The 22,431-nt window shown below is 57.4% G+C and carries 15 protein-coding genes; 12 read left to right on the top strand and 3 right to left on the bottom strand.

From position 1 onward, the window contains the following. The first annotated feature begins 42 nt into the window (after window positions 1-42). Together ilvD and HMPREF2765_RS07645 are read left to right on the top strand one after the other, a co-directional pair. Entirely contained in the window at window positions 43-1,887 is a 1,845-nt protein-coding gene (gene ilvD, locus HMPREF2765_RS07650; RefSeq protein WP_049350477.1) for a dihydroxy-acid dehydratase, read from the top strand. A 262-nt stretch (window positions 1,888-2,149) separates the two neighbouring features. After that, window positions 2,150-3,184 carry a 2-oxoglutarate dehydrogenase gene (locus HMPREF2765_RS07645; RefSeq protein ID WP_070605082.1) on the top strand — a complete coding sequence of 345 codons (1,035 nt, stop codon included), beginning with the start codon at window positions 2,150-2,152 and terminating at the stop codon, window positions 3,182-3,184. Between the two features lie 114 nt (window positions 3,185-3,298). Here HMPREF2765_RS07645 and HMPREF2765_RS07640 read toward each other — a convergent pair whose 3' ends face one another. Beyond that, window positions 3,299-3,577: a putative quinol monooxygenase gene (locus HMPREF2765_RS07640; RefSeq protein ID WP_049338252.1), complete on the bottom strand. Its 279-nt coding sequence runs from the start codon at window positions 3,575-3,577 to the stop codon at window positions 3,299-3,301. 270 nt (window positions 3,578-3,847) lie between these two features. Here HMPREF2765_RS07640 and HMPREF2765_RS07635 point away from each other — a divergent pair, with 270 nt between their 5' ends. Together HMPREF2765_RS07635 and HMPREF2765_RS07630 are read left to right on the top strand one after the other, a co-directional pair. Next, complete coding sequence (locus HMPREF2765_RS07635; protein WP_049338251.1) at window positions 3,848-5,044, top strand: RNase H family protein; 1,197 nt, start codon at window positions 3,848-3,850, stop codon at window positions 5,042-5,044. A 232-nt stretch (window positions 5,045-5,276) separates the two neighbouring features. Further along, window positions 5,277-6,377 carry a YdcF family protein gene (locus HMPREF2765_RS07630; protein ID WP_246824944.1) on the top strand — a complete coding sequence of 367 codons (1,101 nt, stop codon included), beginning with the start codon at window positions 5,277-5,279 and terminating at the stop codon, window positions 6,375-6,377. A gap of 139 nt (window positions 6,378-6,516) precedes the next feature. Here the strand turns inward: HMPREF2765_RS07630 and HMPREF2765_RS07625 are convergent, their stop codons facing one another. Further along, complete coding sequence (locus HMPREF2765_RS07625) at window positions 6,517-7,074, bottom strand: hypothetical protein (protein ID WP_049340248.1); 558 nt, start codon at window positions 7,072-7,074, stop codon at window positions 6,517-6,519. Between the two features lie 63 nt (window positions 7,075-7,137). Further along, window positions 7,138-8,616, bottom strand: a complete 1,479-nt coding sequence (gene cls, locus HMPREF2765_RS07620; protein ID WP_049338249.1) for a cardiolipin synthase — start codon at window positions 8,614-8,616, stop codon at window positions 7,138-7,140. Between the two features lie 191 nt (window positions 8,617-8,807). Here cls and HMPREF2765_RS07615 point away from each other — a divergent pair, with 191 nt between their 5' ends. The 8 genes from HMPREF2765_RS07615 to HMPREF2765_RS07580 all read left to right on the top strand — a co-directional run bounded on the left by HMPREF2765_RS07615 (window position 8,808) and on the right by HMPREF2765_RS07580 (window position 22,304). Continuing rightward, the gene (locus tag HMPREF2765_RS07615) at window positions 8,808-9,479 is read left to right on the top strand and encodes a TetR/AcrR family transcriptional regulator (RefSeq protein WP_239662189.1); all 672 of its coding nucleotides are present in this window, start codon (window positions 8,808-8,810) and stop codon (window positions 9,477-9,479) included. A 130-nt stretch (window positions 9,480-9,609) separates the two neighbouring features. After that, on the top strand, window positions 9,610-11,352 hold the full coding sequence (locus tag HMPREF2765_RS07610; protein WP_070605079.1) for an MDR family MFS transporter: 1,743 nt from the start codon (window positions 9,610-9,612) through the stop codon (window positions 11,350-11,352). 526 nt (window positions 11,353-11,878) lie between these two features. Next, window positions 11,879-12,874, top strand: a complete 996-nt coding sequence (locus HMPREF2765_RS07605) for an ABC transporter permease (RefSeq protein ID WP_005507218.1) — start codon at window positions 11,879-11,881, stop codon at window positions 12,872-12,874. Beyond that, window positions 12,871-13,872 (top strand): ABC transporter permease, encoded by a 1,002-nt coding sequence (locus tag HMPREF2765_RS07600; RefSeq protein ID WP_005507216.1) that lies wholly within the window; start codon window positions 12,871-12,873, stop codon window positions 13,870-13,872. Before HMPREF2765_RS07605 ends, HMPREF2765_RS07600 begins: the two co-directional genes overlap by 4 nt. Beyond that, window positions 13,872-15,965, top strand: coding sequence for an ABC transporter ATP-binding protein (locus HMPREF2765_RS07595; protein WP_049338246.1), 2,094 nt, complete (start codon window positions 13,872-13,874; stop codon window positions 15,963-15,965). The genes HMPREF2765_RS07600 and HMPREF2765_RS07595 overlap by 1 nt, the downstream gene beginning before the upstream one ends. A 431-nt stretch (window positions 15,966-16,396) precedes the next feature. After that, window positions 16,397-18,097: an ABC transporter family substrate-binding protein gene (locus HMPREF2765_RS07590; protein ID WP_049350484.1), complete on the top strand. Its 1,701-nt coding sequence runs from the start codon at window positions 16,397-16,399 to the stop codon at window positions 18,095-18,097. Between the two features lie 366 nt (window positions 18,098-18,463). After that, a complete protein-coding gene (locus tag HMPREF2765_RS07585) occupies window positions 18,464-20,194 on the top strand; it encodes an ABC transporter family substrate-binding protein (RefSeq protein ID WP_049338244.1) in 1,731 nt (576 codons plus the stop codon). Between the two features lie 409 nt (window positions 20,195-20,603). Next, a complete protein-coding gene (locus HMPREF2765_RS07580; protein ID WP_049357820.1) occupies window positions 20,604-22,304 on the top strand; it encodes an ABC transporter family substrate-binding protein in 1,701 nt (566 codons plus the stop codon). The last annotated feature ends 127 nt before the right edge of the window (window positions 22,305-22,431 follow it).

Genomic DNA, 22,431 nt, shown 5'->3' with positions numbered 1-22,431 from the left:
GCGCGTAAAATCAGTACTTGCATCACTACGGAAGGTAAAACAATGCCAGAACTGCGTTCACGTACTTCAACTCACGGCCGTAACATGGCTGGTGCCCGCGCCCTGTGGCGTGCCACCGGCATGGGCGATGACGACTTCGGCAAGCCCATTATTGCTATCGCGAACTCTTTCACCCAGTTCGTGCCCGGCCACGTGCACCTGAAGGACATGGGTGAGCTGGTCGCCGGCGCGATTCGTGAGGCTGGCGGCGTCGCCAAGGAATTTAACACCATCGCTGTTGATGACGGTATTGCGATGGGCCACGACGGTATGCTCTACTCGCTGCCTTCCCGCGATCTGATCGCTGACTCGGTCGAGTACATGGTCAACGCGCACCGTGCCGACGCGCTGGTCTGCATCTCTAACTGTGACAAGATCACCCCCGGTATGCTTCTGGCGGCTATGCGCCTGAACATCCCCACCATCTTTGTCTCTGGCGGCCCCATGGAGTCCGGCGAGGGCATTGAGGGTATTGTTGAGCACCGCCTCGACCTGATTGACGCCATGGTGATGGCTGTTGACGATAGCGTCAGTGACGCTGCGCTCGCTCAGGTTGAAAAGAATGCGTGCCCGACCTGCGGTTCGTGTGCGGGTATGTTCACCGCGAACTCCATGAACTGCCTGAATGAGGCGATTGGTCTGGCTCTGCCCGGTAACGGCACCACCCTGGCTACTCAGGTTGCTCGTAAGGAGCTGTTCCTGGACGCTGGCCGCCGCATCGTTGAGCTGGCTAAGCGCTACTACGAGCAGGATGACGAGTCGGTTCTGCCCCGCTCCATTGCGACCAAGGAGGCGTTCGAGAACGCTATGGCGCTGGATGTGGCGATGGGCGGTTCGACCAACACCGTGCTGCACACCCTGGCGATTGCGCACGAGGCGGGTGCTGACTTCACCCTGAAGGATATTGACCGCATTTCGCGTCAGGTTCCCTGCCTGGCGAAGGTTGCCCCGAACTCCACCAAGTACCACATTGAGCACGTGCACCGTGCCGGTGGTATTCCCGCCCTGCTGGGTGAGCTGAACCGTGCCGGCCTGCTGCACAAGAACGTTCATTCTGTTCACGCTGATTCGCTGGACGAGTGGCTGGACGAGTGGGATATCCGCAGCGGCAAGGCGAGCGAGAAGGCGAAGGAACTGTTCCTCGCTGCTCCCGGTGGCGTGCGCACCACCCACGCGTTCTCCACCGCGAACAAGTACGAGTCCCACGAGACTGACGCTGAGAACGGCTGCATCCGCGCCGTGGAGCACGCGTACACCAAGGACGGCGGCCTGGCGGTCCTGTACGGCAACATCGCCCAGGACGGCGCAATCATCAAGTCCGCTGGTATTGATGAGGAGCTGTTCCACTTCAAGGGCCGCGCTTTTGTGGTTGAGTCGCAGGACGAGGCTGTGTACGAGATCCTGTCGAAGAACGTGAAGGAAGGCGACGTTGTCGTCATCCAGTACGAGGGTCCGAAGGGTGGCCCCGGCATGCAGGAGATGCTGTACCCGACCTCCTACCTGAAGGGTCTGGGCCTTGGCAAGAAGTGTGCACTGATCACTGACGGTCGTTTCTCCGGCGGTACTTCGGGCATTTCGATTGGTCACGTCTCCCCGGAGGCGGCTGCTGGCGGCGCTATCGGCCTGGTGCAGACCGGTGACGAGATTGAGATCGACGTGAACAACCGCATCCTGCGTGTGAACGTTTCGGATGAGGAGCTTGCTGCTCGCCGTGAGGCGAAGGGCGCTGCACCGTGGCGTCCGACCAAGCCGCGTGAGCGTCACGTATCGAACGCCCTGAAGGTGTACGGCATGCTGGCTGCTTCGGCTGATAAGGGCGGCGTGCGCATCCTGCCCGAGGACGCATAAGCCCTTCACGCATCGTGTGAGAATTTAATACTTGCCCTATGGGCTGGCGCCCCGTTCCGCGGTTTTTCTGCGGGCGGGGCGCTGTTCTTTGTCCGCGTCTTTGTTCGTATCTTTGTCCACCGTCGTGGGATACCCGGTGCGGCGTATTGCCTTGTCAGTGGTGTTGCAGTAGGGTGTAAGAGGGTATTTTAGGTACCCGATTCACCGACTCAGCACAACCACTCGACACAACGCAATTCGCAACCCTCACGAGGACGCATTCATGGTTACCCTGCCCGCGCGCGCACAGCGTGCTTTTACTCGTCGTGCCCTGACGGCTCTTGCCTGCATCGGTGCGCTCGCTTTGAGCTCTTGCTCCGCTCAGCCGCAGGCTGATGATTCTGAAACCGCCCCGATGATGGTGGCGACTTCTTCCGCGCCCGTTGATGCAAAGACCCTGTTCCACGCGGCGGATGGCTCCTGGAAGCCGAATACTGTCCAGATTTCTGCCGGCCTGGACTCCCCGGCAACCTACGACTCGGTAGCGACCCCCACGGATGAGCCGAGCACCGATGCCGAGTTCGAGGCTGCATACGCCACGGCGAGCGGCTCCGCGAACACTATCGATGCGGGCACCCGCTGCGGCATGACCAGCCAGCTGGGTGGTTCCGCCGGTATTTACGTGTATGACGGTTCGGATTGCGCGAAGGCTCAGGAGGCGGTGCGCCTCTTCAACAGCCGCAAGAACCAGGACGGTTCGGCGAGTGTTGAGTGGTATCAGTGCGCCACGAAGGTGCAGGGCCGCGACTACATTACGGGTGCCTGCTTCACGCAGGGCGGTAGCGTTGAGAAGCCTCGCCTGGCGTTGATTCCGGCGCAGACCCGCATGCTCTCGGGTACGCTGACTTTCGCTGAAGCGTACGGCGGCGGTACTTTCGGTCAGGGCGATTCGGTGAAGACTGTTGAGGCGCTGCGTTTCACCAGCCCGGACTCTAAGGTTGCGTGCTCGGTGACCCCGTCGGGCGTGGATTGCCAGGCGCTGGTGGGCGTGACCCTGGAGGGGTGGGATGCCGCCTCCGGTAAGGCGCAGCAGCGCGTGCACATGGGGCAGGGCCAGGCTCCTGCGGTGAGCCTGGTCGGTCAGACCGCCACCCCGGAGCCGGTGAATACCGAGGGTATTACTGCACTGCCGACCGGTCAGGTGGTGACCGCGTATGGTTACACCTGCAAGTCGGTGAATAGCGGTAAGGTGCATTGCGTGAGCGCGACGAATGGTTTCACGCTTGATTCGGTGGAGGTCGGTTTGGAACGCCGCTAGACCGAGCATAAAGGCGCGCCGCGAGTAGCTGCGCTCGTCTCCAAGGGTGATATACGAAGGTGCCCGGCGCCCCTCACAGAGGGGGTGCCGGGCACCTTCGGTATTTAACGTCGCTTAGCGGAAGTTGACGATGCGAACGTCCAGCTCGGAGGAGAGCAGCGGCTCCCATGCGGCAACAGCCTTCTGGAAGTGCTCGGCGCCCATGTGCTTTTCGAGTAGTTCCTGGGATTCCCATCGCTCGATGAATGCGAAGTCGGTGTCGGAGACGGCACCGAAGTCGTAGCTGACGTTGCCTTCGTCCTGGCGGCTTGCGGTCACGAGCGGTTCGATGGTCTTGAGGAATTCTTCGACGTGCTCGGGCTTGACGGATACTCCGGCGTAAACACCAATCATGGGGCTCTCCTTATGGGGTGGGCGGCGTGAGGCCGCGTTGTATATGACTCTTTTACCGTACACCTTCACCCCCGGTTCGGGGAGGCAATGGTCGTGGTTTTCTTGCGCTGTGGCGGCGGGTGAGAGGATTTTCGGCTGGCCCATTCGCTAACTGTAAAAAAGGTGTTTTATATTTGCGTGCCCCTTTCTTTTCGACCTATAAAAGAACGAGGACGATACACCGCATGAATGGAAGGAGAAGCGGTATGGCACACATGGGGGGTGACACTCATGGGATTTTCACCGGCGCATATCAAACGATGCACCCTGACTTGGGAGGCTCCCGACTATAGCGCCTCGTACCCTGCCGGGTACACGAATCAGGGCGTTGCTGTGATTGCGGTGGCTCAGGAGCATCGTACGGCGCAGGGTTTTTGCTATTCGGCGTTGTCGACGGTGGTTTTTATTTCTAAGCAGGACGGCACCCGCACGGTGGTGAATGAGGAGCTGATGCTTTTCACTCACGTTCATTCCCTGATGGAGTGCTGTGATGAGGTGCATCCGCGTCTGCTGGGCCGTGCCGTGCTTTCTGCGTGGGATGTGGTTCCTGAGCAGTACCGTCAGAACCTGGTGACGATTGCTGCTGACCGTAAGAATTTGAAGCATCTTTTCCGTGATTGCGACCAGTTGAAGGGGATTATGGAGTACCGCGCCTTTGAGAAGGTGCTGGACCCGTACGATAACCATTCTTTGGGTGAAGTGCATGTGAAGCTTGCTGGCACGCCCGCGTATGAGCGGATGCAGGCTGAGGTGTGTGCGGCACGTACCGCTGTGGATGAGATGGTGGAGGAGGCACTGACCCCTCGTCCGCTGGCTCAGCTGCAGGACTATAGCGTTTTCACGGATTGTTCGTTCCGTTCGACTCACAATAAGAAGTATCAGCGTGGCGGCCGTATGGGTATCGCCGGCGTGAGTGAGGACGGCTTCTATTTTCATGCCCACTATGATGGCGTGAACATTATGACCGGTGAGCTGTCTGCAATGTTGGCGGCTTATACGGTGTTCCATAGCGGTTCGCGCCGCCTGATTATTCATACGGATTCTTTGGGTGCGTTGACGTTTGTGTTGCGTTTGGCGCATAGCCGTTGGGCTTTTGAAGCCTGGGTTTCTGAGGGCATTCAGGATGAGCGTGTTGTGGCTCAGATGCGTGCTTTGACGGAGGCTATCCGCGAGAAGCGTGTGCTGGTGAAGCATGTTCCGGGCCATACGGGCCACGGTTTGCAGGAGAGTAGCGACTCTGTGTCGAAGATGCATCGCCATTTTCCGGGGCAGATTGTGGATAAGCGTCACCAGAGCGAGTTTAATCAGCGTTGCGAGTCGATTATTACTGCTTTGTCGGGTTGTGCGAAGGCTGTTCGCCTGCTTGCGCCGGAGTGGTTGCAGATTAAACCTTCTTCAATCCACACGGGAAACCGTTTATGGCGCTAAACTAGTCCAGGGTAGAAATGAACGCGCGATACATTCGCCGCATACGAAAGTATGCAATGTCGGAGGTGTCGCGTGTTTCTTTTTGCCCTTTTGCCTTTTCTGCATGCGCTTGTGTGCGGCGGGCCTGCAGCGATAGATGTACAGCGGTGGGGATAGAATTGTGTGAAGAATTTTTTTGATTCTCCCGATTTTCAGCGGGCGCACACTTTACTTATTCTTTGGGATCCAATTTATGCAGTTTCTTCCTCCTCCCGGTTCTTCTCTATATATCCCGCTGGTGGTGCTGTACGCGCTGACGGCGCTTTCGCCGGTGCTTTTTATCTGCCTCTACCTGCGGGAACGCCGTAGCGTGTTTGTCGGCTGGCTACTGATTGTGACCGTGGGGTTGCTGGGTACGAGCCTGGGCGCAATGGCGGTTGTGTCAGAGAACCAGATTTTGCTGGTGCTGGCGCTCCTCATTGTTATCATTCCGGTGATTCTTTCGCTTTTTACGCCTCTGGGTTTGACCGGTCTGTTCCTTTATAGCGGTGTGCGCCTTATTGCTCGTGAGGGTTTTTCGCTCACTAATTCTTTGGCATTGGCTGCCGGTGTCGCTCTTATTGTGGGGCCGTTCTTTGTTCCCGGTTCGGTGGAGAATGTTCCGTTTGGCGGCGTGTGGGGCACTATTTATTTCTATTTTTCGCTGGTGCTGACCTATTTCACTATCTACGCGGTGGGCTTTACTGTGGCGGCAGCGTTGAACCTGGTAAATTTCCGCCAGCAGGCTGACTATGTGGTGGTGCTTGGTTCGGGTCTTATTGGTGACCAGGTGACTCCGCTGTTGGCGGGTCGTATCGATCGCGGCATTGAAATTTACCGTAAGAACCCCGGCTCGAAGCTGATTATGTCTGGCGGTCAGGGCGCGGATGAGGAGGTGCCCGAGGGCGTGGCGATGACTCGCTACGCTGTACCCCGCGGCATTCCCGAGGCGGACATTATTGTGGAGGACCGCGCGGTGAACACCCGCGAGAACCTGCTCTTCTCTTACGCCTTGATGCCGGAGGTTGCCGAGGGTAAAACCCCGAAAGTTGCTGTGGTAACAACCAGCTACCACCTGTTCCGTGCGTTGCTGTTGGCACGTTCGCTGGGTCTGGAATGCTGGGGTGCGGGGGCTCGTACGAAGCTGTATTTTGCGGTGAATGCTTTTATCCGTGAGTTTATTGGGTATTTGAGTATTACTCGCCGTCGCCACATCATCACTTTGAGCCTGTGCACGGTTCTCTACATTGCAGTGGCGCTCTTCGTGTGGTATTTGTACTCCGCCGATTTGAAGGGCCCGGGCGAACCGATGTAGCATCCAGCTGCGGCTCTAGCCGGTAGCCCCGTCCTAATGTATAGCGCTGCTCTAGCATGTGGCCCGGCGCATCCCAGCGATGGTGCATACAAAAGCTCCCCTGATCTCGGTTAATCTGAGCTTCAGGGGAGCTTTGAGGTTATTTACCAGCGTGAGTGAACATAATCTTCACAATCGCGAGAACAATAACGGCGAAGGTGAGCCACACAGCGCTTCGGAAGGTACGCCAGCAGAGCGGTTCGCCGCGGTAGCGAGCAATCGCGAAGTTGAGGCTAAAAATACGCCACACCACGGTCGCAAGACAGAGGAGAATAGTGTAGTCAAAAATGATCTCGTAGGTGGCGCCGGGCGGTAGGATTGCCGCCAGAATCAGCAACAGCACGGGGTATACGGTCGTACCCAGAATCGGGCTTGCGTTGCCCAGCGCGTGCTTGACGAATTCTCGCGGCGGGGTGCCGCCGTGCAGTACCCGGTACTCCTGCATTTCTGCGATGACGTGGGCAATGTAGGTGGTCAGACCGGTACCCGTAATGTAGAGAATCGCGGTGCCGTCAAAGATAGCGTTCGCGTCGTAGACGCTCAGCAGAGCCGCCAGCACCAAGAAATTACCGTAGGTGTACGCGGAGATGCGGTGGGCTACATCGTGTGCATCGAGTTCAGCGAATTTGCGCCGTGCTTTACGAATTAGAAGGGGCAACCGATAGTCCTTTGGCGAGTGCGGGGATGAAAACTCAGACCCTGCGAGTGTGCGAAAAATAGTTTAGAGGAGCGATGACCACAGTCGGCAGAGGTTCTCCGTCATCTTGATGCGGCGCGGGCGCTCCGCCCACTGGGTGTACAGCAGCTCGGTGCAGACCTGCTCGTATTCGGCGCATACTTCATCCAGCATCGCCACCATTTTGCGGTCAATGACGAACGTTGACACTTCCATGTTCAGCGAGAAGGAACGCGGGTCCATATTGGACGAGCCAATGAACGCGATTTCGTCGTCGACCATCATGAACTTGGAGTGCAGCACGGTCGGGCTGGGGTACTGCAGAATACGCACCCCCGCCTGCAACAGCTGCTCGTAGTAGGAGCGCTGCGCCATGTTCGGCAGGAACTGGTCGCCCTTCTCGCACACAATCACGGTGGTTTCAATACCGGAGTAGGCGGCGTTCGTGAGTGCCTGCAGTAGGGTCTCTTCGGGCACGAAGTAGGGCGAGCAGATGGTAATACGCCGCTCGGCGTTGTAGATCAGGTAGTTAATGAGGCGCAGGTTGTTTTCGGTTTCAAAACCGGGGCCGGAGGGCACAACCTGGGCGCGCATCCCATCCTTGTAGTAGGGGATATTGGTGTTAATTTCTGCCAGGATCAGCTGGTTCGTTTCGGAGTACCAGTCGGAGACGAAAACGGCGTTGAGCTCTTCAACGATGGGGCCGGTGCAGGAGAAGGTCAGGTCCTTCCACTCCAAGCCCTTCTTAATGTTTTCGGGCATGTCGTAGGAGCGGTGAATAGCGTTCTGCGAACCGGAGAACGCGACGCGTCCGTCCACGACGAGGACCTTGCGGTGGTTACGCAGGTCGGGTCGCTGCCACTTGAGTTTCCACGGTTTGAGCGGCAGCATGAGGCGCCACTGCATACCCGAGTCGTTGAGCATTTTCACGAGTTTCTTATAGGACGGGTATTTGCAGGAGCCGATGTGGTCGAGGAGTACGCGCACCTGTACACCGCGTTCGTGGGCTGCGAAGAGGGCGTCCCAGAGGACTGCGCTCGCCTCGTCGTAGGCGGTGATGTAGAACTCGAAGTGCACGTATTTGGTGGCGCGGTCGACTTCTTCCGCCATGGCGACCATTGCCTCGTGGTTGTCGGTGTGGAGGGTGAATTGGTTGCCGCCGACCAGGGGGAGTGAGCCCAGGGTGTAGTTGAGCTGGCTGGCTGCCTTTGCGGGGTCGGAGAGGTCGTCGGTGCGGGTGAGGAAGGGCTTGTTCTCGCTGACTTCGCGGATCAAGTCGTTCATGGCGTGTTGGCGTGCGCGGCGGTAGGCGGGCAGGCGCGAGGAGCCGAAGACGAGGAATGCGATGAACCCTACGAAGGGGATGAAGAAGATGGCCATGAGCCAGCCCAGGGCAACCACGGGTTTGCGGTTGTAGGGGAGCCAACAGAGGGCTGCGAGTCGGATGAGGATATCGGCTATGCCGAGTGCGAGGCGTAGCCAGTCGGGCAGGAAGTCGAGGTAGGCGGGGGCAAACAAGTTCATCCCTCTATTATGCCGGTATTTCGTGTGGGGCGGGGGGGGGGAGTGGGTTTGCCGCTTCGTATGTGATGTGTCGGTATTGTGTGCGGGTGTTGTGTGCCAGTGGCGGGGCCGGAGGTTAGCCGGCTATGCTGTGAGCCTTAACGCTAAAAATGCACTTGAGCATTGTGTGCAGTGGTGAAATAATTGCAGTTATGCAGAAAAAGGAACAGAGCCTTCGCGAACGCCGCCGCGAACAAACCTGGACGGCAATCCACGAAGCAGCCCTCAAACGCGTCCGCGACCATGGGATGCGCGGAACCACCGTTGAAGAAATCGCCCAGGAGGCGGGCGTCTCCCCGCGTACCTTCTTCAACTACTTCCCCTCCAAAGAGGACGCCGTTCTGGGTCTGCGTGAACCGGTGGTCAGCGAGGAAATCCTCGAAACAGACCGCGCCCACGAGGATGACAACACCATCATTCGTGTAACCCACCTTCTCTGGGAGGTCATTTTCCAGAGCTTCCACTACGCCAATGGCAAGGACCCCCGAGCTCCCTTTCAGGAGTTCCCCGAGTCCGCGAAACGAATGAAAATGCACTACATGAAGTGCGAACAGGTGCTCACCGATTACCTGAACACTATTGACTGGGTGGCTTTTGACGCGGCCGGTCGCCGCGGCCCCTTCCCGCGCCGAACCCCCGCTGACCCGCTGACCGATCACTTCCGGGAGCGATCACGCGCAAAGGTCCAGCTTGCCTCCGCGGTGCTTCGTCAGCTGGAGTTCGCCCGCGACCTGGAAGATAAAGAGGATATTGCCCGCCATATCCGCCAGACGGTGAAGACCTTCCAGTTCCTGCTTTTTGAGCAGAACCGACCGGCAATCTAGCGGCGGTTCACTGCTACAAACTACAAAAGCCCGCCGGAAACCGAATCCGAGGCCCCGAATCGAGGCAACCGAATCCAGAGCCCGGCGGACACTCACAACAGACATATAGAACGTAACTAAGGATTAAACGATGAGTACAGAGGAAAAGAATCTACCTCAGCCGCCAGCCGGTGAGGCTAAGCAGGAAAGTAAAAACCGCATCCGCGCCATGTTCCTGGGCCTGGTCATTGTGATGCTCATGTCCTCGCTGAACCAGACGATTCTGGCGCCGTCGCTGCCCACGATTGTGGGTGAGCTTCACGGCGTGGAGCACATGAGCTGGGTGATTACTATTTTCATCCTGCTTTCGACGATTACGATGCCGGTCTACGGCAAGCTTTCTGACCAGTTTGGACGCAAGCCCTTCCTGATTTTTGCGATTGTCTCTTTCATGGCGGGTTCGATTGTTGGCGCGCTTGCGCAGAGCATGAACTGGCTGATTTTTGCTCGTGGCCTGCAGGGTCTGGGTGGCGGTGGCCTGATGATTCTTTCTCAGGCGGTGATTGCTGATGTGATTCCTCCGCGCGATCGAGGCCGCTACATGGGTATTATCGGTGGCGTTTTCGCGTTCTCGTCGGTGGCTGGTCCGCTGATTGGCGGCTGGATTACTGAGGGTCCGGGTTGGCGTTGGGCGTTCTGGCTGAACCTGCCGCTGGCTATTCTGTCGATTCTTGCGGTAATTTTCTTGCTGCCGCACCGCCCGTTCCGTGAGCGTGAGAAGCACAGCATCGACTACCTTGGTTCGCTGATTCTGATGGCGGGTACGAGTGCGCTCGTGCTTGCCACAATTTGGGGTGGCAACCAGTACGAATGGTCCTCGCCGCAGATTATTGGTCTGCTGATTTTCTCGGTGGTTGCTGCGCTGGTGTTTATCCCGGTGGAGAACCGTGCGGCTGAGCCGATTATGCCCATGTACCTGTTCAAGAACCGTAACTTCCTGCTGACTCTGGGTGCTTCGCTGGCGCTGGGTGTGGCAATGTTCGGTGCGGTGGAGTATATCCCGACTTATCTGCAGATGGCGCTGGGTGTGAGCGCTACGGTGGCTGGTCTGCTGATGATCCCGATGATGGGTGTCATGCTGGTGGTGTCGATTGTGACGGGCCGCGTGGTGTCGAAGACTGGTCGCTATAAGCGTTATGTGACGAGCGGTACCGCGATTGTGGCGCTGGGCCTGTTCCTGCTGTCGACCGTGACTATTGAGACTCCGACCTGGCTGTTCTGTATATACCTTGCGGTGATGGGTGCCGGTTTGGGTATGTCCATGCAGTTCTTGACTCTGATTGTTCAGAATGCGTTCCCGGTGAGCGTGGTTGGTACCGCGACGGCGTCGAATAACTTCTTCCGTCAGGTGGGTGCTACTGTGGGTGCCTCGCTGGTGGGTGGTCTGTTTACCTCGCGTCTGACCTCGCTGATTTCTGAGCGTATGCCGCAGCAGGCGCTACAGTCTTCGGGTAGCCATGCGTCTTCGTCTCTGACTCCTGAGCTGGTGGCGTCTTTGCCGGAGCCGGTGCACGGCATCATTGTGAATGCGTATAACGATGCGCTGATTCCGCTGTTCCTGTACCTGGTGCCGCTGGGCCTGGTGTCTACGCTGCTTCTGTTCTTCATTCGTGAGGATGCGTTGGCGACGACCCTGGAGACTGAGCCGGCTGTTGATATTGCCCGTGCGGCGACCGGTGCGATTCCGGTGATTACTCCGGAGATGGCGGCGAAGGATGCGCAGGCTCTGAAGAGCATGCAGGGTCCTAACCGCAGGACGATTGCTGAGTCAGTGAGCTCGGATGCTTCGCATGAGGCGGGCTCTTCGGAGGATGGCGGCTCCTCGCGTTCCTAGAACGAGGGATAACGAAAAGGTGCGCGCCGGAGGCGTTGCCTTCCTATATAAGCGGCGCCCCGGTGCGAGTCGTGTGCTCGTGCCGGGGCGCCGCTTTTGGTTGAGTTGCCTTAACCAGTGCGCTTAAGAGGTGTGCCTTAGTGCTTGGTTTAGGGGTTGGAAGTGTTGGTTTAGTCCCTTAAATAGTGGGTTTACGTGGTGTTTTGCCCCATTAAAGCGCTTATCGAAAAGGTTATTACGTCCCTATGTCGAGAGAATTGTTTCCGATGTAAAATTTTCGTAAAAATTGTTAATCCGCCCCTTTTCCCCGGTATTCCGGGGCATTTTTTTACCCAGCTCCCTTTTAGCTTGCATACAGGCTGTTCTAAGGGGTGAAAGTGCCCAATGTGGGTTTGGTGGAAGTGTTACAGGCTATATAAGATAAAGTACATATGCTCCTAGTGACAGTCATCACGAAGCAGTGCGCTAGGACAGCATGACACACATGCCTTAACACCGACATCTACACAAGGAGGGGAACCGTCCCATGTTTAGGTACATCCTCCAGCGATCGCTGACGTACCTCGTCATGGTCTTTATTACGACCACGATGGGTTACTTTGCAGCGGTTACTGCCCTGAAGCCTGCCCTCTTGGAGCAGGAAAAGGTTCCGAAGCCTAGCCCCGAGCAGGTGAACCGTAACTTCGCATCCCTGGGTCTCGATCCCGAAATGAACCCCTGGGACCGCTACGTTCAGTGGCTGACCAATGTGGTCACCAAGTTCGATTGGGGCCGTAGCCCCAACGGCGCGTACATTAACCAGGAATTTGGCCAGCGCGTGTGGGTTTCTACCCGCCTGCTGCTGGTGGCTACCATTCTCTCGATTGTGATTGGTATCGCCCTGGGTGTGTACTCGGCAGCTCGCCAGTACAAGTTCTCTGACCGTGTTATCACCGGTTACTCCTACCTGGTCTACATCATCCCCGCTCCCGTTGCTTACTTCGTGGTGCAGCAGGGCGCGACCACTATCAACAACATCGCCGTTGCTAATGGTGGAGAGAAGATTTTCTATGTGACCGGTATTTCGACTCCGGGTCTGACCGGATTCTGGGAAATCACCATGGATATGGCGGCGCACTACGTCGTGCCGACCTTCTGTATGACCATCTTCGGTTGGGCTGGTTACCAGATTGCACAGCGTCAGTACCTGCTCGATAACGTGAACGCTGACTTCGTGCGTACCGCTCGTGCTAAGGGCTTGACCCGTAACCAGGCGATTACTCGCCACGCACTGCGCGTCTCCTTCATCCCCGTGGCACAGTCCATCGCGTACCAGATTCCGATGATTTTTGCGGGTGCATTCTTCGCCGAGACCGTCTTTGCATGGCCCGGTATCGGTAAGTGGTCGATTGACTCCATTTCCGCGCAGGACGTGAACGCTGCGACCGTGACCCTCGCGTACGGTTCTGCACTGTTCGCTGTCGGTGCGATCATCGCTGATATCGCTACCACCATCGTCGACCCCCGAGTGAGGATCTCATGAGTCAGGTAACTGCAACTTCCTCCGTACCGGTGGTACAGGAGAACGGTGACTTCAAGGTCATCAACAAGAGCGTTATTATTCTGCGCCGCTTCCTGCGTAACAAGGCTGCAGTCTTCGGTCTGTGCGTGTTCATCGGCATGGGTCTGTTCGGTCTGTTCGGTAAGTACCTGACCAAGTACAAGCCCAACGACATTGACTACATGGCGCTGGGTGAAGGCCCCTCGGCCGAGCACTGGTTCGGTACCACCATCGCGGGTAATGACGTGTTCGCCATGATGTCTGAGGCCGTCTGGACCTCTCTCCAGATTGGTGTGGTCGTCGGTTTGGCCACTGTGTTCATCTCCGCAGTTTACGGTTGTGTGATGGCGTACTTCGGTGGCTGGATTGACAAGATTATGCTGTTCATCCTCGAGACCCTGATCATGGTTCCCTCGCTGCTGATTCTGGCAATTCTGATTAACGGTCAGGTTGGTAAGCAGATTCAGAAGAGCGTCCCCACCTGGGTTCTGCTCTCTGCAGTGCTGATTGCCTTCGGCTGGATGGGTAGCGCCCGTGTTATTCGTGCAATGGCGCAGTCCCTCATCAACCGCGACTTCGTGAAGGCTGCACGCTACATGGGTGTGCACCCCTTCAAGATTGTGATGCGCCACCTGGTTCCGAACATTGGCTCCCTGCTGGTTCTGAACTTCACCAGCGGCATCATGGGCGCTGTGCTCTCTGAGGTCGCTTACTCCTTCATCGGCATCGGTATTAAGTACCCCAACTACTCGCTGGGCTCGCTGATTTCGGATGCTTCGCAGCAGATTAACACCCTGCCGCACATGTTCTGGTTCCCGGTTCTGTTCTTCTTCCTGCTGGTTGGTCCGCTGGCCCTCATGAACGACGGTCTGCGTGACGCATTCGACCCGACTTCGATGTCGGTCGGTAAGATCAAGAAGTCCAAGAAGAACGAGAAGGCAGAGGCACCCGCTGCCGCTGCAAAGGAGGCGAAGAACTAATGAGTACCTCTCCCGTTCTGAGCGTTAAGGACCTCAACGTCCGCTTCAATACTGAGAATGGCATCGTGCATGCTGTTCGCGGTGTGAACTTTGACCTGTACCCCGGTAAGACCCTGGGTATTGTGGGTGAGTCCGGTTCCGGTAAGTCCGTTGCCTCCATGGCGATTATGGGTCTGCACCCGACTACCGCTGACATCACCGGTTCGGTCAAGTACAACGGCACCGAGCTGCTGGGCTTGAGCGATAAGGAAATGTGCGCATACCGCGGCAAGGAGATCTCTATGATCTTCCAGGATCCGCTGTCCTCGCTGACCCCCGTGTACACCATTGGTGATCAGATTGCTGAGGTGCTCAAGGTTCACAACAAGGGCATGAGCAAGCAGGCTATCAAGGACCGTTCCATCGAACTGATGCGTATGGTGGGTATTCCTTCGCCGGCTGACCGCCTGCGTTCCTTCCCGCACGAGTTCTCCGGTGGTATGCGTCAGCGCATCATGATCGCTATGGCGATTGCGAATGACCCCCGCGTGCTCATCGCCGATGAGCCCACCACCGCACTGGATGTGACCATTCAGGCGCAGGTGCTGGAGGTTATGCAGAAGGCTCAGGATGAGACCGGCGCAGCGACCATCATGATTACCCACGACCTGGGTGTTGTGGCTGGTATGGCTGACGACATTCTGGTGATGTACGCCGGTAAGCCGGTGGAGATTGCGAAGGCAGAGGACCTGTACAAGCATCCCTCCCACCCGTACACCATCGGTCTGCTGGGTGCGGTCCCGCGTGTGGACCGTTCCGAGAAGGTCTCCCTGGTTCCGATTGAGGGTACCCCTCCGAACCTGATTAACCCGGTGACCGCGTGCTCCTTCCGCCCGCGTTGCCCCATCGCTAAGAGCGGTGGCCAGTGCTGCCAGGACTCCAACGGCGAGCCCGATCTGCAGCTGCTGGAAGGCGTCGGCGAGGGCCACTACTCCTCCTGCACCATCTCTCAGGAGCTGGTCGGTAAGACCGCTGACGAGCTGTACCCGGTTCCGGAGCCCCCGGTATCGAAGTACGACGGCATTCCGCGTGAGGAGCGTGCCCCCGTCCTGGAGGTCCGCAACGTCAAGAAGCACTTCCCGCTCATGAAGGGTGCGCTGATTAAGCGCCGCGTGGGCACTGTGAAGGCTGTGAACGGCCTGTCCTTCGACATTCGCGAGGGCGAGTGCTTCTCCATCGTGGGTGAGTCCGGTTGTGGTAAGACCACCACCCTGCTGGAAATCATGGAGTTCAACAAGAACACCGACGGTGAGATTCTGATTAACGGAACCTCCACCAAGGACGGCAAGTCCGCAGGTGAGATTCTTGAGCTGCGTAAGAACCAGCAGATGGTGTTCCAGGACCCCACCGGTGCTCTGGATCCGCGCTTCACCGTTTACGAGGTGCTTGCTGAGCCGCTGGAAAACCAGGGCATGAACAAGGCAGACATCAAGAAGCGCGTCATCGAGCTGATGCACATTGTGGGTCTGCAGCCTGACCACGTGAACCGCTTCCCGAACCAGTTCTCTGGTGGTCAGCGTCAGCGTATCGGTATTGCTCGTGCGCTTGCTGTGAACCCCAAGCTCGTGGTTCTGGATGAGCCGGTGTCTGCACTGGACGTGTCCGTCCAGGCTGGTGTGATCAACCTGCTGGAGGAGCTGCGTGCAAACCTGGGCCTGAGCTACCTGATGGTTGCTCACGATCTCGCGGTGATTCGCCACGCATCCGACCGCGTTGCAGTGATGTACCTGGGCCGTATTGTTGAGATTGGTGACGTCGATCAGGTGTTCGACAACCCGATCCACCCGTACACCCGTGCACTGCTCTCGGCGATTCCGGTTCCGGATCCCGAGGTTGAGGCAAAGCGTCACCGCATTATGCTTGAGGGCGACCTGCCCACTCCGGTGAACGCGCCTAAGGGCTGTGGCTTCTCGAGCCGTTGCCCGGTTTTCAAGCTGCTGCCTGAGGACAAGAAGCGTCGTTGCCTGGAGGAGATGCCGGAACTGACCCCCGTTGAGGGCCAGGATCACGGTTATGCTTGCTACTACCCTGAGGCTGAGGCCGCTACGGTGTAGCTCTAGAGTCGGCTGAATAAGTCGCATGTGTGCCGAGGGGCGAATATTCGTTGAATATTCGCCCCTCGGGTTTTTTAATGCCCGGTACTGGTGAGGCGCGTGCAGCTTGAGATTGTCACCTGGTGAGACGGCGGGAGCCTCAGAATGTGGCGCTTGGCACTGAAACCAGCAAGAAAACAGGAAAAACTGCACTGACTAGGCGTAACCTTTCTCACCATTCAAGATATGAATATTTATAGGCGAGCTTCTATACCGCGGGTAAGCCATAATTAAGCCTGTGGGTGCGCCGCTAGGGGCGTGCCTCAAGGAACACATTCATAGACCGGCACTAATTCATCGCTCACCGCACCCTAATTGCGGCGCATGAGCAGGGAACCCTTGACGCTTTCCTGCGGGATTATTGAGGGTCAAACGTATAAGAGGACACTCTCATGGAGAAGAATTTCATCCTGAACCGTCGTACCGTTCTCGGTGGCGCTGCAGCACTGGGTACCGTGGGCGTACTGGCTGCGTGCGGCTCGTCCAAGGACTCCAAGGCAACCACCAAGGGTGCAACCGTGGGCACCGATGCCAAGGAGCTTTATGACCTTGCTGAGGCCGCTGTTTCTGAGCTGAAGGATGGCGGCACTCTGCGCCTGGCTATTCCGGGTATTGGTCCGGACTTCAACCTTTTCAGCGCGGATGGCAACTCCCTGTACACCCAGACCGCTATGAGCCCCGTGGCTTACGCAGGCCTGTGGCAGGGTGACCCCCTGGGTAAGCGCACTCTGGCTCCCGAGTTTGCGAAGAGCTTCGATGTCGCCGAAGAAAACGGTCTGCCCGTCGTCTCCATTGAGCTGAACCCCCAGGCTAAGTTCAACGATGGTACCCCCATCGACTACAAGGCTCTGCAGGCTACCTGGAACATCCTCAAGAGCACCGATGGTGACTACAAGGTCGGAAGCAGCGGCATCTACAGCAGCATTGCTTCCGTGGAGCGCGACGGTGATGACTTCAAGGTGAAGGTAACCTTCTCCGCACCTTACTACCCGCTGAATACCCTCTTCGCTGGCATTGTGCACCCGGCTCTGCTGGACAAGGAACTCTTCAACACTGGTTTCGTTGACAAGCCGCACCCCGAGTACTGGGTTGGCCCCTTCACCATTGCTGAAGGTGGTTGGAACTCGACCGAGAAGACCCTGACCCTGACCCGCAACGACAAGTGGTGGGGCGAGAAGCCCGTTCTGGAGCGCATTGTCTTCCGTCAGATGGATCCCGCTGCTGAGCGCGCGGCATTCAAGAACGATGAGCTTGATGCGATTGGTGCTACCACCGCTTCCGCATACAAGGAGCTCAAGGACGTTGCTAACATCGAGATCCGCCGAGGCTCTCGCCTGTTCTCCGGTGGCGTGACCATGAACCCCGCCCGCATGCAGGATGTTGCTCTGCGCCGCGCTGTGGTTACTGGTCTGAACCGTGAGGCTCTCGCCAAGGTTCGTTTCCAGGGCCTGGATTACGAAGAGAAGCTTCCCAACTCGATGATTCACATGCCCTTCAACGAGTACTACCAGGACACCTACCCGACCCCGAACAACGATGCTGCTGCTGCATCCAAGATTCTGGAAGATGCAGGCTACACCAAGAACGGTGAGTTCTACGAGAAGGACGGCAAGCAGGCTGCCTTCAAGTTCTCCATCTTCGGTGAGGATCCCACCTCCAAGGCTGTCGGTCAGACCCTGGTTCAGCAGCTGAAGTCCGTAGGTATTAATGCTGAGCTCGACTCCCGTGCTGTTAGCGAGTTTAACAAGACCATGGCCTCCAAGGACTACGACGCAACCTCCTCCGGTTTCGCTCCGAGCTCCCCGGATGCTACCGAGGCTACCGAGCAGTTCTACATGCGCCGTAAGCCTGAGGAAGCTGGTTCCGATGAGATCAATGAGATGATCGCAAAGATGAAGCTCATTGCTGACGACAAGGAACGCAACCAGGCTTGCAATGAGATCGAGAAGAAGCACCTGGCTGAGTTCGCAGTGCTGATTCCGCTCATGAACGGCCCCGAGTACAAGTTCGTGAAGAAGGGTCTGCGCAACTACGGCGTGTCCCTCTTCCAGGGCACCGGCATTCACTGGGAGAAGGTTGGTTGGGCTAAGTAAGTCCTCATCCCTTCACCTCCTAGGTGAATAGCCTAGAGCTATTGAAAGTGTCCACCCGGATTATCCGGGTGGACACTTTTTGCATTTCTGGAGGGGGCTTTGGGTGCTTTTGTGTACCTATGTGGGGGAGTGATGGTATAGCTATCCGGCAAAATCCGAAAAATTCGCGCAAAAACAGGGTATTCATAGTATGAATATCCAAAAGACACGATAAATATTAAGAAATATTGTGATAATTCTTGGTTTTCGATCCTGGGGCGCGCTACAGTGGAGTCATACAAAGTTATGCAGTGCTCTGCATAAATAATCAACACTTCGGGGATACGGGATACACCCGCCCACGCAAGACAGAAGGAAACCACTCCCATGACCGCCCACACCGCATACACCGCGAGTAGCCACGAAGCGACCAAGAACAGCTTCAGCCGCCGCGCCCTCATTGGCGGCACCGCGGCTCTGGGAGCTGTAGGTCTGCTCAGCGCCTGCGGCAACGGCAGCGCAAGCTCTGAAAAGACCAAGGCCGCCGGCGCCGGTGCCAATATCGAAGACCTCTACAACATCAACGCTCAGGATGTGAACAGCCTGAAGAAGGGCGGCACCCTGCGCCTGCCCGCCGGATCCATCGGTCCGAACTTCAATTTCTACACCCAGAGCGGTAACACCAGCGATAACGTCAACGTTATGAGCACCATCAGCCAGGCCGGCATGTGGAACCTCGACTTTGACGGCACTTACAAGCTGAACACCGACTTTGCTGTCTCCTTCGAGCACAGCAAGAAGGGCGACAAGGTTCAGGTTGCCGTCAAGCTCAACCCCAAGGCTGTCTTCAACGATGGCACCCCCATTACCTACAAGGCGCTCCAGTCCACCTGGAACATCTTCAAGAGCCTGGATAACGGCTACAACATTGTCTCCAGCGGCATCTACGAATTCGTCGAATCCGTAGAAAAGGGCGAAGACGACTACAGTGCAATCGTCACCTTCTCCAAGCCCTTCTATCCGCTGCAGAGCCTCTTCTCTGAGATTCTGCACCCCGCACTGGAAGACGTCGAGCTCTTCAACAACGGCTTCGTGGATGCGCCCCACCCCGAGTACTGGGCTGGCCCCTTCACCCTGGCGGATAAGGGCTGGGACTCCACCGCGAAGACCTTCAGCGTTGTACCCAACGACAAGTGGTGGGGCACCAAGCCCCTGCTGGACAAGATTGTCTTTACCCAGATGGAATCCAGCGCTGCACGTGCCGCGTTCAAGAACGACGAAATTGACGCTATCGGTGCAAGCACCTCCTCCACCTACACCGAGGTGAAGAACGTGGCAGGTACCGAACTGCGTAAGGGTACCCGCCTCTACGCCGGTGGTCTGGATATCAACCCCCGCCGCGTCAAGGATGCTGCCCTGCGTAAGGCAATCTTCGCCGGCACCAACCGTGAAGCACTCGCGAAGATTCAGTACCAGGGCCTGCCCTACGAGGAAACCATCCCCGGTTCGATGATTCACATGCCCTTCTCACCCTACTACCAGGATTCCTACCCGACCCCGAATAACAGCGTTTCGGAGGCGCAGAAGATTCTGGAGGCCGCCGGTTACACCAAGAACGGCGACTACTACGAGAAGGACGGCACGAAGGCTGGCTGTGCAGTGGTGGTCTTCGGTGACGATCCGACCAACAAGGGTAAGGCTCAGACCTTCACTCAGCAGATGAAGGATGTCGGCATTGAGATCCGGATCGATCAGCACGCCGATAGTGAGTTCGCCACCATTCTGGGCAACTGGGACTACGATATTTCCTTCAGCGGCTACTCGGTCTCTGCTGACGCAACCGAGGGTACCAAGCAGTTCTACTACTCCGAGAACAACGAAGGTATCGGCAGCAAGGAAATCGATGCCCTCATCGACGCCATGACCCTCATTGAGGACGACAAGGAACGTAACCTCGCCTGCAACGAGATTGAGAAGAAGCACATGGCGGAGTTCGCCTTCCTGGGCACCATTACGAACGGTCCTGACTTTGTGATGGTCAAGAAGACTCTGGCTAACTACGGTCCGCGCCTGTACAAGTCGATGGACTGGACTGCTGTGGGCTGGATGAATTCCTAGGGGTTCCTGCCCTATGAGCGGGTCGAATGCGTATATGCGCGTTCGGCCCGCTTTGCTGTGCCCGCTGACTATTTCTGGAGGTGGGGGAGGGGGCACTGCGTGAAGGGTGGTGGGGTTGTGCCGACATGGATTTAGGCTCGGTGTCTTAGGGCCGGGCGTAATAATTTAGAAATATTTATCGTGTTGCGCACTTGTGGTGATGCGTGTGGTGTACACTACTAAAAAATATTAAATGTGGCTTAGAACATAGCTTTAGGTCACATTATTTTGCATGGCTTGACCTGCCCGCCCATCACCGCAGATGGCAGACGCTCCTGTAGGCGGAAACCCCGCCTCCAGAGCACGCGAGCCACCCACTTTACACTGCAAACACTGCATCAGTGCAGTCCACACCCCCAAGGAGCCCGTCATGAGCCCCCACCCCATCCCCTCCCTCTCCGGATTCAACCCGATCATGAGCCGCCGCGTACTGTTCGGCGGCGCAACCGCCGTCGCTGCTGTCGGCGTACTGAGCGCTTGTGGCTCCTCGTCCTCCAAGACCGAGCACAAGGCAAGCGAAACCCCGTTCTATGAAATCAACGAGCAGGATACCTCGAAGCTCAAGCAGGGCGGTACCCTGAACCTGAGCACCTACTCCCTGGGCCCGGACTTCAACCGCTTCTCCCAGAACGGCTCGAGCACCTCCGTCTCCGAAACCATGGGCGTTATCGCCGGTGCCGGCATCTGGCGCAGCACCTACAAGGGCGAAGACGAGCTCGACCCCAACTACTGCCTCGGCTTCGAAGCTAAGGAAGTAGACGGCAAGATCACCGCAGAGGTTCGCCTGAACCCCAAGGCAGTCTTCAACGACGGCACCCCCATCGACATCGACGCCCTCAAGGCAACCTGGCAGATCCAGCGTGACCCCGACGGTGAATACAAGATTGCCGCAGCGGGTATCTACGAATTCATCGAAAGCGTTGAAGCTATCGATGGCGACCGCTACCACGCACGCGTTGTTTTCAAGACTGCGCACAACCCCGTCAAGGGTCTGCTCTTTGGTGGAATCCTGCACCCGGCGATGCTCGACGTAAACCTCTTCAACGAAGGCTTCGTCGACAACCCCCACCCCGAGCTCGGTTGCGGCCCCTTCACTCTGGCACCCAACGGCTGGAACTCTTCCGAGAAGACCTTCACCGCAGTCCCCAACGACAAGTGGTGGGGTGAGAAGCCCAAGCTGGACCGCATCGTCGTGCGTGAAATGGCAGACGCTGCAGCTCGCGCCGCCTACAAGAACGGCGAGCTGGACGTCGTGGAATCACGTACCCTCAGCGCCTACAACGAGATGAAGGACGTTGCAAACTCTGAAATCCGCCGCGGTCGCCGCCTCTTCGCCGGCGGCATGAACCTGAACGCAGAGCACATCACTGATGTTGCTGTCCGTAAGGCAATCTTCCTGGGTATCGACCGTGGTGCTCTGGCAAAGATTCGCTTCCAGGGTCTGCCCTACGAAGAAGAAGTTCCCGGCTCGATGCTTCTGTTGGGTTCCTCCCAGTACTACCGCGACAACTACCCGGCACGTAACCCGGAGGAAGCACGCAAGGTCCTGGAGAAGGCAGGCTACACCAAGTCCGGCGACTTCTACGCGAAGGACGGCAAGACCATCACCTTGAAGCTGACCACCTTCGGTGATGACGCCACCACCAAGGGCCAGGCACAGACCTTCATCCAGAGCATGAAGGAAATCGGCATTAACTTCGAGCTCGATTCGCGTGCACAGTCTGAATTCTCGAAGGTTGTTGGTAACCGCGAGTACGACGTAAGCATTTCGGGCTTCGGCGTGACCTCCGAGCCGACCAGTGCAGCCGAGTACTTCTACCACTCCAAGAACTGGAACGGCGTCGGCACCCCCGAAATCGACGCTATGGTCGACGAGATGGTCACCATCCTCGATGACGCTAAGCGCGCCGAGAAGTGCAACGAAATTGAGAAGAAGCACATGAGCGAGGTTTGCCTCTTCATCCCCTTCCTCAATGGCCCGGACTTCAAGGCATGCCGCCCGAAGCTCGCTAACTACGGTGCGTTCCTCTTCAAGACCACCGACTGGTCTACCGTCGGCTGGATGGCATAAGCCGCAGTTTTAAGCTCCCTGCCCCCTATACGTTTTCGCAGTGTCGTATAGGGGTGGGGAGCTTTTTCTTGTGGAGGGTTCAGTGCGCTTTAGTTGCCCCGACGCTGTGCTTGTAACTTGTAACGAC

This window comes from Rothia sp. HMSC062H08 (genome assembly GCF_001810775.1).
Lineage (GTDB): Bacteria > Actinomycetota > Actinomycetes > Actinomycetales > Micrococcaceae > Rothia.
The sequence above is the reverse complement of the archived record's forward strand: the minus strand, read 5'-3'. Positions and strand labels throughout refer to the sequence as shown.

What these genes read in the sequence shown, in the direction of transcription:
- HMPREF2765_RS07635 (WP_049338251.1), top strand. Translation starts at nt 3,848, where the DNA reads ATGGGATTTTCACCGGCGCATATCAAACGATGCACCCTGACTTGGGAG.
- HMPREF2765_RS07615 (WP_239662189.1), top strand. Translation starts at nt 8,808, where the DNA reads ATGCAGAAAAAGGAACAGAGCCTTCGCGAACGCCGCCGCGAACAAACC.
- ilvD (WP_049350477.1), top strand. Translation starts at nt 43, where the DNA reads ATGCCAGAACTGCGTTCACGTACTTCAACTCACGGCCGTAACATGGCT.
- HMPREF2765_RS07590 (WP_049350484.1), top strand. Translation starts at nt 16,397, where the DNA reads ATGGAGAAGAATTTCATCCTGAACCGTCGTACCGTTCTCGGTGGCGCT.
- HMPREF2765_RS07640 (WP_049338252.1), bottom strand. Translation starts at nt 3,577, where the DNA reads ATGATTGGTGTTTACGCCGGAGTATCCGTCAAGCCCGAGCACGTCGAA.
- HMPREF2765_RS07580 (WP_049357820.1), top strand. Translation starts at nt 20,604, where the DNA reads ATGAGCCCCCACCCCATCCCCTCCCTCTCCGGATTCAACCCGATCATG.
- HMPREF2765_RS07595 (WP_049338246.1), top strand. Translation starts at nt 13,872, where the DNA reads ATGAGTACCTCTCCCGTTCTGAGCGTTAAGGACCTCAACGTCCGCTTC.
- HMPREF2765_RS07605 (WP_005507218.1), top strand. Translation starts at nt 11,879, where the DNA reads ATGTTTAGGTACATCCTCCAGCGATCGCTGACGTACCTCGTCATGGTC.
- HMPREF2765_RS07645 (WP_070605082.1), top strand. Translation starts at nt 2,150, where the DNA reads ATGGTTACCCTGCCCGCGCGCGCACAGCGTGCTTTTACTCGTCGTGCC.
- cls (WP_049338249.1), bottom strand. Translation starts at nt 8,616, where the DNA reads ATGAACTTGTTTGCCCCCGCCTACCTCGACTTCCTGCCCGACTGGCTA.
- HMPREF2765_RS07630 (WP_246824944.1), top strand. Translation starts at nt 5,277, where the DNA reads ATGCAGTTTCTTCCTCCTCCCGGTTCTTCTCTATATATCCCGCTGGTG.
- HMPREF2765_RS07610 (WP_070605079.1), top strand. Translation starts at nt 9,610, where the DNA reads ATGAGTACAGAGGAAAAGAATCTACCTCAGCCGCCAGCCGGTGAGGCT.
- HMPREF2765_RS07600 (WP_005507216.1), top strand. Translation starts at nt 12,871, where the DNA reads ATGAGTCAGGTAACTGCAACTTCCTCCGTACCGGTGGTACAGGAGAAC.
- HMPREF2765_RS07585 (WP_049338244.1), top strand. Translation starts at nt 18,464, where the DNA reads ATGACCGCCCACACCGCATACACCGCGAGTAGCCACGAAGCGACCAAG.